The organism is Atribacter sp. (assembly GCF_035418125.1).
In the GTDB taxonomy this organism is placed as follows: domain Bacteria; phylum Atribacterota; class Atribacteria; order Atribacterales; family Atribacteraceae; genus Atribacter; species Atribacter allofermentans.
Genome location: NZ_DAOLQM010000006.1, coordinates 1 through 17,595, shown reverse-complemented (window position 1 = coordinate 17,595; position 17,595 = coordinate 1). Strand labels below are relative to the sequence as shown.

Below are 17,595 nucleotides of genomic sequence, written 5' to 3'. Positions count from 1 at the left end.
TAACTCTCATCCTCACCTTCTTTCATTTTTCTTTTTTCCTCTCTCCTGGTGGGAGAGGATTAAGGTGAGGGGGATGTTTGAATTTTTCCCTCAAGTTTAATTTTAAAACACCAAACCTAGACTTGAATCTTGGGCTTCACCCTCATCCTGTCCTTCTCCCTTCAAGGGAGAAGGAACTATTTTGATACATCGTCCTGAGGCTTCGCTTTTAGAAGCCGTGAGGATCTCATTTTTTATTTCTTTTTATATTAAAATATTCTTAAGGATGAGATTCTCACGTCGCAAAATACGCTCCTCAGAATGACGGAGTGGGCTGATGAGATTGCCACGTTGGCCAACCAAAGAACGTTTGGACTCCTCGTAAAGACGTTTTAGGTAGGTATTTTTCATCCTCATTTGGTGCTATCAAAGTGGCATGAAAATTTATCATTATTTTTTAAAATGAATCGGTTTCATTTTCGAGAAGAAGAAATTCTTGTCCTCTCGGATCGTGATGATTTTTTAACCTTAGTTGTCCGTTTCTCAACAATTTCTCCATTTTTAATTATGGCGATTTGATCAATGTCGATATTGACTTCGATCAGCTCAACTCCGCTGAGGTGTTCTACTTTTTCTTTTAAATACTTCTGAATAAAAGCACAGATTTGGACTAATTGATAATAATTTTTAAAAACACAACCTACTCGAACATTAACATGAGACTCAACTTTATGTAAAAAAATATCATTGATTTTTTTAATCCAAGGAAGGTTGGTTAAAAGAACTAAAATGATAGATCGTAAAGCGCTTTCTGAAACAACCAACTTGCCTAAATAACTGAAAGGTGGCCGTACCACAGTCTTTTCTCTGGAAGAATAAAACCAACCCCAAACTTTCACTGGAATAGTATCAACAATATTTCCCCATAAATTTCTTTTTAGTTCAACCAAAGGAACTGGAATAGTATGTTTCCCTTCTCCAATCCGAGCTTGAAGAGCATTTTCAATTTCTTCTGGACTAGCAATGTCTTCGATCATCACAATTTCAGATGGATAAGGAAGCTGCAAACGCTCACATATTTTTTCAACCATTGCTAGAGAAATACCTAAAATCATTATTTTAGGGGGTTGAATTTTTTTTAATGCTTCAATAATTTGTTGACGATGATCAGTAAAATAAAAAACCGCGATTTTTGCTGCTTTAATTTTGCTTACTTCTGCTTTAGAAGATTTTCCGGCGATAATGCTCCCCTGGGAAATTAATAGTCCATCGTCAATAATGCAGTCAATCCCATATCTCTGAGCTATATGAGGAGCTCGATAACTTTTGCCTGTTCCGGTTGGACCTACCAAAGCGTAAACTTTCATGATATTTATACCTAAACCTGTCCTTGCCAATCCATTCGAAGATAAGCATCGATAAAATCATCAATTTCTCCATCCATAACTCTTTGTACACTGCCAACTTCGTAGTCAGTCCGATGGTCTTTAATCATACTATAGGGTTGAAAGACATAACTCCGGATTTGATTCCCCCAGGCAATTTCCTTTTGCTCGCCTTTAATCTCTAAGATTTTTTCTTCTTGCTCTTTTTTCATTAGTTCATAAAGCCTGGCTCTTAATATTCTCATGGCAACTGCTTTGTTCTGATGCTGTGAACGTTCATTTTGACATTGCACAATCAAACCGCTGGAAAGATGGACTATCCTCACGGCCGAATCGGTTGTATTCACATGCTGCCCGCCACGACCACCAGCTCGGAAAGTTTCAATTCGTAAATCTTGTGGATTAATGTCAATGTTGATTTCTTCACTCACCTCGGGAATAACATCCACCAAGGCAAAAGTCGTATGACGCCTTCGATTGGCATCAAAGGGAGAAATTCTCACCAGTCGATGAACTCCGCTTTCTGATTTAAGGTAACCATAAGCATATTGACCTTGGACTAAAAAGGTAATGTGTTTTAAGCCGGCTTCTTCTCCCTCTAAAACATCGGTTACTTTAACATCAAATTTTTTTCTTTCACAGAATCGGCTATACATTCGAAAAAGCATTTGGACCCAATCTTGAGACTCGGTTCCACCGGCTCCCGAATGAATAGTTATGATTGCATTGCTTTGGTCTTCCTGGTTACGGAATAACAAACGGATATCCAGGTCTTCAACTTTCCCCGAAAGGTTATGGATATCTTTTTCAAGATCAGAATACTCATCATCGTCAGGAGTAATTATTTCTTGGAGCTCAACTATCAGTTGATATTCCTTTTTCAGTTCTTCGTATTCTTCAATTAAACTTTTATATTTTTTATAATCCTGCAATTCCCTCTCATTTTGGGTGTTGTTCCAAAAATCGGGGGAATTCATTTTTTTCTCAATTTGTTGAACTTTTAATTGTATTTGTTCTTCTTCAAAGATATTCTCCTATTTCACTAAGCTTGTGTCGAATGGTACTGAATTCAAGAGAAATATCAATCGCCATTACTTATAACCTCCTAAAAACTATCGAATCCTAATTTTCTTTTTGAGATATAATGAGATTCATTCATTAATTCCCATTAATTAAATATATACCTAATAAGACTGTGGTCTTCTGATTCCTGTTCGCTATTCACCCATCATTCTATTTATTAAACAGAATAAGCAAGAATTGTATCAAAATTATTTTAAAAAACCAAGTTTATTTTCCACAACAATACTTATACTTTTTCCCACTCCCACACGGACAGGGATCATTACGACCAATTTTTCCTTTTTTTGCAACGTCTGGTTTTTGGTTTTCCAACGGTTGAACTTGATCGGTTCGAACCGGTGAAGACTGAACTGGACGGCGGGAAGGTGCCGGTGGTTTACTCCCCTCGGGGACGAGCCGAATCCGTAAAAGATATCTAACGATATCCTCACGGATTTGTGCAATCATTTCATGAAACATATCAAAAGCTTCGATCTGATATTCAACAAATGGGTCTTTTTGACCAACCGCCCGAAGCCCAATACCCTCTCGAAGATGGTCCATATTATGTAATTGTTCTTTCCAGTATCCATCAACTACCCGTAAACCAACAAATCTTTCCACTTCACGAAATACTTGATCGTTTACCTCGCTTACTTTTTGCTCATAAATTTCTTTATAGCGAGTAATTATCAATCTTTCTAAATCTTCTGGTTTAGCTTGGGGTCGTTGTTTCATAGGAACTCCATGACCAAAACCAAAAAGGTCAAATAGTCGGCGATCAAAACCATCCCAATCCCATTCCTCGGGATAGGTTTTTTCAGCAGCATAGGCACTCACACATTCATGAACCACATCATTCAACATACCAAAAATTAATGGACGTAAATTGTTTTCAGCCAAAAGAGTTCGCCTTTGATTATAGATGACCTCTCTTTGTTTATTCATGACATCATCATATTGAAGAAGAGTTTTTCGAATATTAAAATGATACCCCTCAACTTTCTTTTGAGCCCCCTCAATCGCCCGAGTGACTAAAGCATGTTCAATGGGAACTCCTTCTTCAACACCAAATTTATCCATAATTCCGGATATTCTTTCTGAACCAAAAAGTCTCAACAGATCGTCTTCCATGGAAAGAAAAAAACGTGACGAACCTGGGTCTCCTTGACGACCTGCTCGTCCTCGTAATTGATTGTCAATCCGCCGACTCTCATGACGTTCGGTTCCAACAACATGTAACCCTCCTTTTTCAACCACTAAAGCATGTTCTTCCTCGGCAATTTTCTGGGATTTTTGAACAAGTTGTTGTAAATGATTCTGTTGGTCAGGATTGAGGTCAAATTCCAGATTATGTCCCTGGTTTGTTAACTCTTCTCGAGCAAGGTATTCAGGATTACCACCTAAAATAATATCAGTTCCTCTTCCTGCCATGTTGGTTGAAATGGTTACTGCTCCTTTTCTTCCAGCTTGAGCAATAATAGCTGCTTCTCTTTCATGATTTTTCGCATTTAATACCTGATGAGGAATTTTCTTTTTTTCCAACATTCGACTTAATTTTTCAGATTTTTCTATTGATACGGTTCCGACCAATATCGGACGCCCTTCTTGATGCCACTTTTCTATCTCTTCAACCACTGCTTCAAACTTTTCTTTTTCAGTACGATATATTACATCAGGGTAATTGGTCCGTTTAAGGGGCTTATTGGTAGGTATAACAACAACTGACATACCGTAAGTATAGATAAACTCATCTTCCTCGGTTTTTGCCGTTCCAGTCATCCCACAGATTTTGTTATACATACGAAAATAATTTTGGTAGGTCACCGAGGCGAGAGTTTGGTTTTCATTTGCCACTTGAACATTTTCTTTTGCTTCTATGGCCTGATGGAGGCCATCGCTATAACGTCGACCTTCCATAAGCCGTCCGGTAAATTCATCAACGATAATCACTTCACCGTTTCTCACAACATAATCTACATCTTTTTTATATAGATGATGAGCCCTTAAAGACTGGCGAACTCGCTGATCAATTGAATCTTTACCCGCAGTATCATAGAGGTTGTCAACATGAAGGAGTTTTTCTACTTTGCTAATTCCTTCTTCGGTCAGCCAAATGGATCGAGTTTTTTCTTCAAAGTCAAAGTCAACCGAATGAGAGAGCTTGCGCGCCACCCGATCAATTTTATAATATATTTCAGTCGAATCTTCTGCTGGCCCTGAAATGATGAGAGGCGTTCGGGCTTCATCAATTAAAATGCTATCTACTTCATCGATGATTGCATAATTGAGTTCCCCTTGCACTATATCTTCCCGGCGATGTGCCATGTTATCCCGGAGATAATCGAATCCATATTCAGTATTGGTTCCATAGGTAATGTCACTTCGATAAGCTATTTTTCTCTCCTCAAAAGTTGAAGCATGTTGAATCAAGCCAACCGTCAAACCAAGAAATTCGAAAATTGGCCCCATCCAGTATCGATCGCGACGAGCTAAATAATCATTTACCGTTACGATATGAACTCCCTTACCAGTTAGGGCATTCAAATAGGCTGGCATAGTTGCAACTAATGTCTTGCCCTCACCAGTTTGCATCTCAGCGATTCTTCCTTCGTGCAATACAACTCCCCCGATAATTTGAACATCAAATGGCCTCATGCCGGTTACTCGACGGGCTGCTTCTCTCACCACCGCAAAAGCTTCAACCAAGATATCATCTAAACTTTCTCCGTTTTCTAAACGATTTTTAAAATAAAGGGTTTTGTCGGCGAGCTCTTTATCGTTGAGAAGCGATATTTCCTTTTCATAAGAATTAACTGGATCAACAAAACGTTCTGTAACATCTTTCAGGAATCGATCTTGAGAAATTTTTCCAAAATATTCTTTGATTAATCCGAACATTGAATGCCTCCCCGCCAATTTTATAAAGGTCGTAAATTGGCCAAGACTAAAACCCTCTTTCAGATCCTATGATAATCATACAAAGGCGAAATCATTATATCATACCCCTTTAGACCTTCTGGAGTTCATTCTTTAAGGATAGTTTGCCCTGTGACTTTTTGGTATCAGATGATGGTAAAAGCTTTTTACAAAAGCCATTATTGAAAGGAGTTAGGTATCGTAGCAATGCCATCTTTAAAAACTTTTTTAAGGATTTGATTTATCAAGCTCATAGATGGGTTTTCAGGATTGGAGCGTTAATTTGAATATTTCTTTCTCATATAAAATATGATGAAAGCCATTAAACCGATACCTAATAAATAATCACCGATACTGATTACAAAGGGGCGACGCATAATAAGCGAGTAATAAGGAAGAGTATCACCCAAAAAAGGAAGTCGAGTAGAAGTATTGAGGAGGGTATAATCAAGATAAAGTCCATTTTCCAAATGATTCGCTAAATCATGAAGTTGAAGCCGCTGAACCATTGGTAGCCAAACCGGCATCATCCCTCGGTTAAAAAGAATAACTAGGATATTGAGAAATGCCCCGACCGAGACAATTTTCATTCCATAGGACTTATAACTAAAAAGGGTCCCAATAAAAACAATAATCATACCAATAATATTGAACCATTGAAAAGACCATTCGGAGAAATACGGGCCAATAAATTTCACCAAAAAACCCAAAACGATGAGCCATAAATAAGGAATGTTCGCTTGTTTTAGATTTTGGAAGTTTCCGCGACTGATATAACCTATAACAATACCAATTAAAACAAAATCAGCCAGCAACCTCAAAGCCCTCCTGCAAAATCTCTTTAAGTGCTTTTATGACCTTAAAATCATAATATTCGTTTCCTTCATTTTCCATTATAATTAAAGCTTCTTCTACTGAATACGCTTTACGATAAGGCCGGTCGGAAGTTAAAGCTTCAAAAACATCAGCCACTGCTAATATAAGGGATTCAACAGGAAGGTCGGTCTGCTTCTTTCCATCCGGATAGCCACTTCCATTACATCTCTCATGGTGAGATCGAATTAAACCGGCGATTTCCTTTAAAAAGTCGACTTTGGAAACTATATCAAAACCTATAACTGGATGCTGTTTAACAATGATATACTCTCCTTCAGTAAGAGGACCTGGTTTTCTTAAAATCGCGTCTTCAATCCCAATTTTTCCAACATCATGAAGCAAGGCTGCATATTCAATCATTTCTTGCTTTTTATCGGAAAGGTTGAGCTTTTCTGCAATTGCCAAAGAAATTTTTGCTACCCGAGCCGAATGGCCTTGAGTATATGGGTCTTTAGCATCCAACGCAGCAGTGAGAGCTCGTAATAATTCAAGATGGACTTTTTTCGTTTCAACATAAAGCTTAAATGAATACCTTGCTATCATCAGAGGAAAAAAGAATAAAAATAATCCCACATAACCAATGCGCAGATATATTAGGTAAAGCAACAGTGAATAAGGGAAAAGTCCAAAATATTGCAGGAGGATTCCATTGACATCTTTTTTCCATAAAACCGGAATTGATATACCCGTGCTTAAAGAAATGACTATGATAACCAAGGAAGCATTGCTTAAGAAAAAAACTAATATGGATATGACAATGGCTATATAAAAAGCAAACTGATCCCAAGCGTAAGCATAGCCCCCGAGGAGTTGAAAAACATACCCTGAAAGAAAGGCTGAAATGGCAAATTGAGCACCATTAAACAGGCTTTTTTTCCAGCCTGATTTCATATAAATTAAAACATTTCCAATGAAAGTAGCAATCATTACCAAATAAGGGTTGGTTAGTAAAATAAAAGCATAAATTATAGCAAAACTAACGGATATTGAAGTATGGGGAGAAAGGTGAATTGGTAAAGCTTCGGTAACCATTATCAATACCAGGAAGGTGATGATTTGAGCAAGAGGAAAATGACTTAAATCAATGGTTAAAAGCGAATATAAAAATAAAGCAATGCCAAAAATAATAACTGAATAAATATAAAAATCTAGTAGATGCTTCTTTTTATCGGACTTCATCCAAAATTTTAAAAAAGGCGACCAGGGAGGCTTCTATTGCAACTTTAGCTTATCTCCAATGGAAACCAGCACCACTGGCTAAAACGATGGCCAAAAGACCAAGAAGAATGCTCAGCAGTTTTTTCATTCGAAAGCCCTCCCTGCGATCATTCTCCACCTTTCTTCGCTAAGTAAAGATGGGAAGGCCGCTTCGCTCTATAGACCCCTGGCCGCCTTTTCTTCTCCTTATAGTTCTATATCCATAATAGATGGACTGGTAAAAACTTGGCTTCTCGGTATTTCCTCCTCTTCGGATTGCATTTCAATCTATTTTTGGCTTAAAATCACTCCTTTTCAATGTTCAAAAGAGTTTTTTTCTAAATTTTCCCGATGGAAGGAATGATAATAATTCACTTTCCTATTTACTGCATCCAATGCTGATCGTGCAACGGTTTCATAGATTTCATCTCGAAGTAAGGCTGTACCAATCAAAGTCCCTTCGGCTTTTCCGAAGTTACGATAATCAACCAGACAAACTGCCACATCAAATTCACAATAATTATGAACGGTAACTCCTCGTAAGGAAAACAATGGAGTTGCAACAATTTGATTCATACAATCTATAACTGCTTGGGCAATTAACGAACACCGCTCTCTCTGGTCCCAGGCTTTGCTGTTAAGAGAAGAACGATAAACCTTGTCAACGAGTTTGATTTCAACGTCCGCCTGAAAATTATCACCGGATTTTTTCCATCCAACTCCCCATAAAATAGGCCGTTCCTGGATTACCGTTGTTTCGTGAGGTGGTTCTTCCAAGTCGAAACTCACAACGCTAATTTTTTTATGATCAATTTCAACACCAAAACGAGCCTTGATAAGAGTTTCAATATCCCTAACTAATAATTTAGGCCCCTTGCTCCGATTGGATAAAACATGAATCTCAGTGATATTTGAACCTTCTCCGACAATTTTTACATTAATAATGCCGTCAATACAACTTATTGAGTCCTCGATAGCTTTAAAATCAATCGGTACGTCCATAATTTCCCCACCTAAAGGATTCTTTTTTAAAACTCTTTATCAATAATGTTTTCCAATGTTCGATAAATATAACTGGTTTATATCTTAACAATGAGAAGTTAATATATAGGATCAATTAAGCCGTAGTTTCCATCGTTTCTTTTATAGAGAATTTGAACTTTATTTTTATCTATATCTTTATAAACAAAAAAAGAATGGCTGAGAAGTTCCATTTGTAAAATGGCATCTTCAACCGTCATGGGACGAAGTGTAAATTCTTTAGTACGCACCAACTTACCGGGAATTTTTTCTTCGCTCTCGGTTTGAGAAAGAATCTCATTGATTTCGATTGCCGAGAGAGCTTCCACTGATTTCAAAGCACCTCGGCGAGCCAGTTTTTCTTTATAACGTTTAACCTGTCTTTCCAATTTATCATCGACAGTTTCGAAAGATGTCCTCCAATCGGGTCCTTCTCCTTCAGCTCGAAGAACAATCCCACTTGCTGTCATGGTAACTTCACTTTTAATTCGTCCTCGAACCAAACTGAAAACAACAGTTGCATCGATAAGCTTATGGAAAAACTTATCAAGTTTTGACAACTTTTTGGTCACATAATCTCTCATGAGGTCGTCGACATCGATATTTTTTCCTCGAACCACCACTTCCATCGCAGCTACCTCCTTTTAGATGAGTAATAATTTTCAATGAAAATGTGCTCCATAAACTGGTGTGCCATATCCAGGTTAAACACCCCCGCTCCTGAACAAAAGGTATTGGCGAGCCCACAGGCGGTTCCAAATATAATAGCATCCTTAACATCAACCTGTTGTGAAAGTTGAGCTACTACTCCTCCAACTAAGGTATCCCCCGATCCAATTGCATATCCCCCACCCCTTAAGGTATTATCGGCTTTCACAATAAAAACTTCATCATGATATCCAACCACTAATCCATTTGGACCATCGGATAGAATAACTAAGGGTATCTTTATCTTTTGAAAACAAGCTACCGCTTTTATTTTATCACCCAATGATAGAATAGCAAATCCCAGTGCCTCCTCGGCTTCTTTAACATTTGGTTTAACTAAAAATGGAATTGACTTCAGAGCCAAAGAAAAAGGTACACCAGAGCTATCAAGCACTGAATAAGCTTTTTTTTGATGCGCAATATGAATTAAAACTGAATACAAATCTCTCCTGACTCCTCTTGGTAATGAACCAGACAGGATAAGAAAATCATCCGGTTTAAGTTGTTTCTCTATGCTATGGATTAAATCTAAAGAAGATTCAAAAGGAACAATAGGGCCACTTTCGTTAATTACCGTATGCCGATGTATTTTCTCTTCATGAATAATTGTGGTAAGACGAGTTTCTCCAAGAGTTGGCCAAGCATCAAAAGGAAGACACTCTTGGGACAAACCTCTCGCCACCTTATTCCCATTTTCGCCTCCTAAAAATAGGAAGAGATGACTTTCAAGCCCCATTGTCTGAAGTGCTCGAGCAACATTTATTCCCTTTCCAGCCACCGTGACCTCAACCCGAGAAGTTCGATTCACTCCATCTAAACCAAGTTCGGGTAAAACGAGCAGTCGATCAAGAGCCGGATTGGCACAAACCACCAAAATCACAAGGGGTTCTCCTCAATAAAAATTTCAACCTCTTCTTGAGTTGGAAGAGCTGGAATAGCTCCCTTTTTTAAGGTTGTGAGTGCTCCTACCGCATTGGCACGACGACCTGCATAACGAAGTGTGTCATCAGGGATGGATTTTCTTTCTCTCAGGTCATTCCAAAACATATAAAGTGAACTGATCAGTCCAGCAACAAAGCCATCTCCAGCTCCAGTAGTATCAACAGCATGAACCGGAAAGCCTTCTACTCGAAGTGATTTTTCTTGGTGAACAAGGATAGAACCTTCTTTCCCCAAGGTTATAATAACCAAAGCAAGATTGTAGCTTCGTTGTAAGTAACGAATTGCTTCTTCAACGGTATTGGTTTCTGCAATAAACATCGCTTCTTCTTCGTTTAATTTTACAACATCGGATAGTTCCATTCCAAGCCGCATTTTTTCCCGTGCTTCATCCAAGGTTTTCCATAAGGCTGGCCGTAAATTCGGATCAAAAGATACCAAATAACCATATTTACGAGCTAATTGAATTGCCTTAAATGTCGCGCTATTGGATGGTTCGTGAGTCATAGTAATTGATCCAAAATGAAAAACACCGCTTCCAGAAAATATCAAATCTATAATATCCGATTGGTCCAAAAGCATGTCTGCTCCTGGATCTCGGTAAAAAACAAAATCCCTTTCGCCCTCTTCAGTTAAAGAAACAAAAGCTAAAGTAGTTTTTGCTTTAGTCGTTGTAGTTAAATAATTAGTTTTGACACCATACTTGTCCAAAGTCATTCTTAAAAAATCACCAAAGGCATCTTTGCCAATTTTTCCAATAAAATAAGTTTCAATACCTAACTTTGACAAGCCCACTGCTACGTTGGCAGGAGCACCCCCTGGTGCTTTTTCAAAGCCTGGAGCATCCCTTAAGGTTACGCCATTTAAAGTGGATACGAAATCAATTAAGAGTTCCCCTAAACATATGGCTTTCTTATCCAATAGTCTCACCTCCTAAAATAACAATGATCGGTGACTGGTGAATAATGGTGGATAATGTTTTTTATATTTCTCCTTCACCCTCGTCTTTCCTTTAAAGAGAGAAGGAGCTCCTCAATGATTAAAAAACTTTCCCCCTCGCTCCATCATAAAAGATGGTCAGGGGTGAGGGGGTAATTATTTTCATTGTCATAAGATACTATTTAGAGTCATGAACGTCTATCCTTCAATTTTCTTTATCCTGATTACCAAGAAATATTAGAAATCCTCTTATAAAATGGTTTTAAAGCCGGATACAGGTCTTTATAAATTTGATAAATTTCGTTATACCGAATACCCTTTTGGGAATCGGGATAAACTTTATCCATCACTTTCACCGCCTTTTGACAGGCTTGCTCCACATTAGGAAAAACTCCCTTCCCAACCGCTGCTAATAAAGCTGCACCAAATGCCGGCCCTTCATCTACTCGAACCTGGTACAAGGGAACTTGATATATATCGGCTTGAATTTTTCTCCACAATGGGCTTTTGGCACCACCACCAATGGCCATGACTTCCCCAATTGGAATTCCCATTTCTCGAATGATCTCAAAGGAATCCCTCATGCCAAAGGTAACTCCTTCCATAACTGCACGCACTATTTCATTCTTCCGATGCTTGAGGGTTAAACCAAAAAACACTCCTCGAGCATAGGGATCGGCATGAGGCGTCCTTTCGCCGGTTAGATAGGGCAAAAAGATCAGACCTTCACCACCCGGTTCAACCTGAGCCGCTTCTTCGGTTAAAATCTCATAGGCATCTTTATCAAGTAGTGCCGCCAGGTTTTTTTCCTCCGTTCCAAGAACATCACGAAGCCAACGGAAAGATCCACCAGCTGCCAACATAACACCCATAACGTGCCACTTACCCGGAACCGCATGGCAAAAGGTATGAACACGGCCTTTCATATCAATTTTAACTTCATCACTAAAAGCAAAAACCACGCCCGAAGTACCAATACTCGCTGATACCAAGCCAGACTTAACAATACCAGTTCCTATGGCTCCAGCTGCGTTATCCCCTCCCCCGGCAACAACAATAACTTGGTCATTCATTCCAAATAACTGAGCAATTTCTCTTTTTAAATAACCAGTTATCTCCGGTGACTCAAAGCAATCTGGAAACCAATTTCGATTGAGTTTAAGATCAGAAATGATTTCATCTGACCATTGTCGACGGGGTACATCAAATAACGAAGTACCTGATGCGTCAGAAACATCGGTTGCGAATTCACCGGTCAGGCAAAATCGTATATAGTCTTTGGGAAGCAAAATTTTATCAATACGTTTATAATGATCTGGTTCATTATTTTTCAACCAATAAATTTTTGGTGCTGTAAAACCGGCTAAAACCGGATTTCCGTTGATCCGCATCATTTTTTCTCGACCAACGATTTGTGTGATTTCTTCGCATTCCTTTGCAGTTCTTTGATCGCACCACAATATAGCCGGACGAATCACTTCTCCTTTATTATTGAGAAAAACCGACCCATGCATCTGACCAGTCAAACCAATACCAACGATAGCTTTTCGATCAATAGAAACTGAATCAAGGGTTTTTTTGATAGCTTGTTGGGTTCCCTGCCACCAATCAGAAGGATCTTGTTCCGCCCAGTTGGGACGTGGAGTATAAAGGGGATATTCTTCTACACCCTTCGCAATAAGTTCACCATTTTCGTCAACTAAAATTGCTTTACACCCAGTAGTTCCTACGTCTATTCCTAGAAAATAATTCACTGATTGACCCTCCCTTTTTTATTTATACGATTAATCCCAAAGGCTCTTCAATGAGATTCTTTAAATATTGCATGAATTGGGCTGCAACTGCCCCATCTACAATCTGGTGATCTCCCGATAAGGTTAAGTTCATTAAAGAAGCTACAACAATATTTTCTCCATCAAAATAGGGACGTTTTTTAATTGCACCACAGGCTAAAATGGCCGATTCCGGTGCATTAATAATAGCGTTAAAAGAGTCAACTCCATACATGCCTAAATTTGATATAGTAAAGGTGCCTCCGGTTATTTCTTCGGGAAGCAATTTTGATTCACGAGCTCTTTTTGATAAATCATTGGTTTCAACTACAATTTGTGATAGTCCTTTCAGATTGGCATTTTTAACTACTGGAACAATCAAACCATCTTCCAAGGCAACAGCTACTCCAATGTTAACGGCTGGATTCATCTGGATTCCATTATCGAGAAAGTAAGCATTGATGGTTGGAAATTTCTCTAAACTCTGGGCAACAATTTTTATCAAAATATCATTGTAGGAAATTCGAAGTCCAGTGGTTTTTTCAATAAGAGGCAACATCCTTCCTCTTAATTTAACCAATTCATCAGCTAAAACCTCCATTTGTAAGTAAAAATGAGGTTTATTTTGCATACTACTGTGCATTCTTTCTGCAATAATTTTTCTCATGCGGGTAAGAGGAATCACTTCTTTGGGTAATCCTTCACCAGGTATCAATGTTTCTTTTACCATAACTACTGGCTCTACTTTTGGTTTTTCTTCTTTTTGTGGTACAATGATTTCCTTTTGTTGATATGCCTTTTCAATATCTTCTTTAACGATTCTCCCTCCCGGTCCGGTTCCTTGAATTTTTGATAGGTCAAGACCATATTCACTGGCTAATCGACGAGCGAGAGGTGAAGCTTTGATTCGTTCTCCTGCAGTTTCCAAATCTATAGTAGCCTTTTTTTCTTCTATTTGGACTGATACCGGTTTCTCTTCAGTTTTCTGAGGAGCTGGAACAGATTCTTCTTTTTCTTCAATAACTTCACCTGGTTTCCCAACATAAGCGACCGTTTGGGTAATTGGAATGGTTTCCCCTTCGGCAGCCATAATCTTTAAAACAACTCCGTTAGCTGTTGATTCGACCTCCATATTCACTTTATCGGTTGCGACTTCAAATAGTGCATCGCCCTTCTCGACCTGATCTCCCTCTTTGACCAACCATTTGTTAATAACTCCCTCTTCCATGGTTAATCCCAATTTGGGCATAATTATTTTTTCTGCCATTGGCAATCTCTCCTTTTTAATAAAAAAAATAAGTTAAGGATTTAAAGAAATGAATACAAAAACAACTCTATTAACGTTTTAAAAATAAAGGTACCTTATCTTTATAATCAGAAATCATTATAAAAACTATCATCCCGAGTAAAGATATTCCCAGTGAGAATCTGATTATTTCGTCTTTTTTAATTATCAGACTCAAATCCAAGCCTATCTATCTTTGCCAGAAAAAGGATATTGACTTTACATTCATTTTTTTATTGACAATCGGTGTTATCAAATAGAGTGATTTCTTCTCTAACTTATCTAAGTAGTTTTTCTTCGTAAACCATGATAGGATGATCTCAGTTATCGCACCTTCTCCATTATCTGATTGATATTCGCTTTTACCGGACCATTTCTATCCAATAGGACCGTCCATTTTTCCCCCGAACGAACCGGCAGTTCTCTTTCGCCATCGAGAGCAATTATTCCATCAGTATGATTAATTGGTATTGATTGATTTTCCTGAAGATAACCCCACTCACCAATACCAATTTTTTGCACTAAACCAGGAGCTATGGCCACTCCAACCATCCGACCACTGCGATTGGGAAAAACATAGCCTCCATAAGGATCTTGGGATGATATCTTTATTACCCGATCTACAATGGTGCTTAAGCCAGTTTTCATGGAATCGGTTTGAGTGACTACAACTAATTTCACCAATGACGAATCCCATACTGCACGTGCACCAATTTCCTTTTTATCTAATAAAACCACATCCACCAAAGCAATGCCTTTTTCAATATTTTCTTGAAAAATTCGTAATATTTTTTTCCTTTCTAACACCTGGTCCTTTTTAACCCACCCATTAATAAAATACCCAAGCGCCATCCCGCAAATTGTCGGTTCAATGTTATCAGCAAAAACATTATTTGTTCCGGCAGATATAGAAAAAAGAGGGATTTTTCGGCTATATTTAGCTACTAACCGATTCGTTCCATCTCCACCTAAAACAACTAAGGCTGAAACATTTGGTTTTTTGGAAATATATTGAGCAAAATGAGTAGTATCGGCTTCATCTCCAAAAACGGTTATTGGTGCTTTCTCAAACTCAATGTTTTTTAAAGATTTACCAACTTCATCAATAACCGTTTCAATCAGCTCATACGGATCGGGCATATAAATTAATTTTATTGGTGCAGTCGTTATTTGGTCAAATCCTAAAAGAATTCGAATAGTATAGTTGACCTTTTCTCGATTCCCAAATACTGATCCATGAGCAACTAATCTTCGTATATCTTTCCCAGCTGCTGGATTAACAACTAAGCCTATCGTATTCAGCTCAGTGGACCTCCTGCCCACCGGTTAAGTTAATTGCTTGACCGGTCATATAGTCGGACTGTGAAGAAGCAAGAAAAACCGCCAGGTTTGATATATCTTCAACAGTACAACCTCTTCCCAGAGGTACTTTTTCGACATAAATTTTTCGAACCTGTTCAGGAGGAACCCCTAATTTTACTGAATATTCTTTATCCAATAAATCCCACATTGGGGTTGAAAACACATTACCAGGGCAAATGGCATTGACATTGATATGAAAAGGGGCGAGATCGGTAGCAACACTTTGAGTTAGCCCTATTACCCCAAATTTTGCTGAACTATAAGCAGCCAGCCACAAGCCACCCTTCTTCCCTGACTTAGAACTAATATTGATAATTTTTCCACCTTTTTGTTCAACCATATATTTAGTTACTTCCTTGATACAGAGAAAAGTTCCCTTAAGGTCAACATCGATAATTGCATCCCAGGTTGATTCGGGAACGTCGGTTATAAAGTTGGCTTTAATTATCCCGGCTGAATTCACCAAAATATCAATTCTCCCAAAATGGTCATGAACCTGTCGAACTGCATTTTCTACATCTTTACTCTTGGTAACATCTAGCTGAATCGCTAAAGCTTGTTGTCCAAGAGATTTGACTTCTTGAGCTGTTTTCTCTGCACCTTCTAAATTTAAATCACAACAGGCAATTTGTGCTCCTTCTTTTGCAAAGCGGAGAGCAATTCCTTGTCCTATTCCCGAAGCAGAACCAGTGATAAATGCAATTTTTTCTTTCAACGGTTGGATTTCCATATATATTTTCACCACCTGTTATTATAAATATTCGAAACCTTTCTTTTTAATAGGTTCCGGTCCCAAAATCTTGTTTTTCGGTTCTCATCCTCACTTGTTTTTATCATTTTTTCTCTAGTTATAAATCAAAAAAAATAATAGGAGCTCTTTCTTCCCGATAGTAAAAGTTAACAAGTAAGAAAATGAATCTAACATTTAATGCTATTCTATAAAAAACTCACAACTGCTTTCAAGGCTTTTCCTTCTTTGACCAGCTGGATTCCCTCAACTACTTTTTCAAGGGGAACCACATGGGTAATCAAACCCTTGGCATTAATCCGCTTGGAATAAATCAGCTTGGCCGCTTCTTCATACTGAGAAGCATTAGAAGCAAACACTCCAAACACTCCTATCTCTTTATAATGGACAGTATTACTGTTGAATTGAATGGTTGGTTTGTCCTTGGGTAAACCACCAAATAGGCTAATGCGCCCTTGAGGAGCAATCATCTCCAAAGCTTGTTCTTGAGCCGATCCAGATGATGCTGCTACGATGATAACATCCGCTCCCAAACCATCGGTAATAGTCAACACTTCATCTTTTAGGTTCTTTTCGGCTGAGTTTATATAGTAATCGGCTTGTACTCGTTTAGCTAAGTTCAAACGTTCCCCGGATATATCAGCAATGATGATCTTACCGGCTCCTCGGTTTTTGGCTAATTCAACATGCATACATCCGATAGGACCCGATCCGATCACTAAAACAGTTTCTCCAAATCCAATGTTTAAATAGGATTGTCCATTTACAGCACAGGAAAGCGGTTCTACCAAGCTGGCTTCAAGCAAATCCATATCTGGCGGCAAAACGAGTAAATTGCCTTTATCAACGCCTGCTTTTGGTATTTTTAAATACTCGGCAAACCCCCCTGGAAAATGGTACCCGATGTATTCTTGGTCGGGACATAGATTTTGGAGACCACGTCGGCAATAATGACAGCGTCCACAGGAAATAACTGTTATCACCGAAACTTTATCTCCAATCTTATAACCCTCTACTCCCTTTCCTACCTCAACTATTTCAGCCGATATTTCATGACCAGTAATATGAGGCGGCTTCACTTTTGGGTGACCAAATTGGAAAATACGGACATCGGTTCCACAGATAGCACAGGCAGCTACCTTTAACAACACTTCACCGTCACCAATTTCTGGCTTCGGGACTTCACGAACTTCCATTTGACCTGGTCCGAGAAAATGCGCAGCTTTCATTTTATTTTCTCTCCTTTCTATTTCTAAAGGCAGTGATGTGTGACACATAATCAATTCCAATTTTTACCCCCATACTTATCTTCTCTCTTCAAGAGAGAAGGAATTGTTGTATTACCAATGGGCAGGGTCGTTTATCCTGCTATCGTGAATTGGAACCTGTGACAAGATTAAACCA

General features: G+C 38.5%; 14 protein-coding genes. All 14 read right to left on the bottom strand.

The features are described 5' to 3' along the window. Positions 1 to 452: 452 nt before the first annotated feature. Entirely contained in the window at positions 453 to 1,346 is an 894-nt protein-coding gene (locus tag PLK24_RS01000) for a hypothetical protein (protein WP_324475828.1), read from the bottom strand. Positions 1,347 to 1,357: 11 nt separating this feature from the next. Next, a protein-coding gene (gene prfB / locus PLK24_RS00995; protein WP_349770629.1) for a peptide chain release factor 2 occupies positions 1,358 to 2,456 on the bottom strand; the annotation gives its coding sequence in 2 pieces (ribosomal slippage) (positions 1,358 to 2,386 and positions 2,388 to 2,456; 1,098 coding nt in all). Between the two features lie 198 nt (positions 2,457 to 2,654). After that, positions 2,655 to 5,327, bottom strand: coding sequence for a preprotein translocase subunit SecA (gene secA / locus PLK24_RS00990; RefSeq protein WP_324475827.1), 2,673 nt, complete (start codon positions 5,325 to 5,327; stop codon positions 2,655 to 2,657). 296 nt (positions 5,328 to 5,623) lie between these two features. Next, positions 5,624 to 6,160: a DUF5317 family protein gene (locus PLK24_RS00985; protein WP_324475826.1), complete on the bottom strand. Its 537-nt coding sequence runs from the start codon at positions 6,158 to 6,160 to the stop codon at positions 5,624 to 5,626. Beyond that, positions 6,150 to 7,400 (bottom strand): HD-GYP domain-containing protein, encoded by a 1,251-nt coding sequence (locus PLK24_RS00980; RefSeq protein ID WP_324475825.1) that lies wholly within the window; start codon positions 7,398 to 7,400, stop codon positions 6,150 to 6,152. The genes PLK24_RS00985 and PLK24_RS00980 overlap by 11 nt, the downstream gene beginning before the upstream one ends. A gap of 333 nt (positions 7,401 to 7,733) precedes the next feature. Then, positions 7,734 to 8,420 (bottom strand): hypothetical protein, encoded by a 687-nt coding sequence (locus PLK24_RS00975; protein ID WP_324475824.1) that lies wholly within the window; start codon positions 8,418 to 8,420, stop codon positions 7,734 to 7,736. 98 nt (positions 8,421 to 8,518) lie between these two features. Beyond that, the gene (gene hpf, locus PLK24_RS00970; protein ID WP_324475822.1) at positions 8,519 to 9,067 is read right to left on the bottom strand and encodes a ribosome hibernation-promoting factor, HPF/YfiA family; all 549 of its coding nucleotides are present in this window, start codon (positions 9,065 to 9,067) and stop codon (positions 8,519 to 8,521) included. Between the two features lie 5 nt (positions 9,068 to 9,072). Continuing rightward, positions 9,073 to 10,026: a 1-phosphofructokinase family hexose kinase gene (locus PLK24_RS00965; RefSeq protein ID WP_324475821.1), complete on the bottom strand. Its 954-nt coding sequence runs from the start codon at positions 10,024 to 10,026 to the stop codon at positions 9,073 to 9,075. Then, positions 10,023 to 11,015: a carbohydrate kinase family protein gene (locus PLK24_RS00960; RefSeq protein WP_349770628.1), complete on the bottom strand. Its 993-nt coding sequence runs from the start codon at positions 11,013 to 11,015 to the stop codon at positions 10,023 to 10,025. The genes PLK24_RS00965 and PLK24_RS00960 overlap by 4 nt, the downstream gene beginning before the upstream one ends. A gap of 233 nt (positions 11,016 to 11,248) precedes the next feature. Continuing rightward, positions 11,249 to 12,778 carry a xylulokinase gene (gene xylB, locus PLK24_RS00955; protein WP_324475819.1) on the bottom strand — a complete coding sequence of 510 codons (1,530 nt, stop codon included), beginning with the start codon at positions 12,776 to 12,778 and terminating at the stop codon, positions 11,249 to 11,251. Positions 12,779 to 12,800: 22 nt separating this feature from the next. Continuing rightward, positions 12,801 to 14,063, bottom strand: a complete 1,263-nt coding sequence (locus PLK24_RS00950; protein ID WP_324475818.1) for a dihydrolipoamide acetyltransferase family protein — start codon at positions 14,061 to 14,063, stop codon at positions 12,801 to 12,803. Positions 14,064 to 14,405: 342 nt separating this feature from the next. Then, positions 14,406 to 15,404: an NAD(+)/NADH kinase gene (locus tag PLK24_RS00945; RefSeq protein WP_324475817.1), complete on the bottom strand. Its 999-nt coding sequence runs from the start codon at positions 15,402 to 15,404 to the stop codon at positions 14,406 to 14,408. Continuing rightward, on the bottom strand, positions 15,385 to 16,173 hold the full coding sequence (locus tag PLK24_RS00940) for an SDR family NAD(P)-dependent oxidoreductase (protein WP_324475816.1): 789 nt from the start codon (positions 16,171 to 16,173) through the stop codon (positions 15,385 to 15,387). Before PLK24_RS00940 ends, PLK24_RS00945 begins: the two co-directional genes overlap by 20 nt. Positions 16,174 to 16,379: 206 nt before the next feature. Then, on the bottom strand, positions 16,380 to 17,420 hold the full coding sequence (locus PLK24_RS00935) for a zinc-dependent dehydrogenase (RefSeq protein WP_324475815.1): 1,041 nt from the start codon (positions 17,418 to 17,420) through the stop codon (positions 16,380 to 16,382). Positions 17,421 to 17,595: the final 175 nt, after the last annotated feature.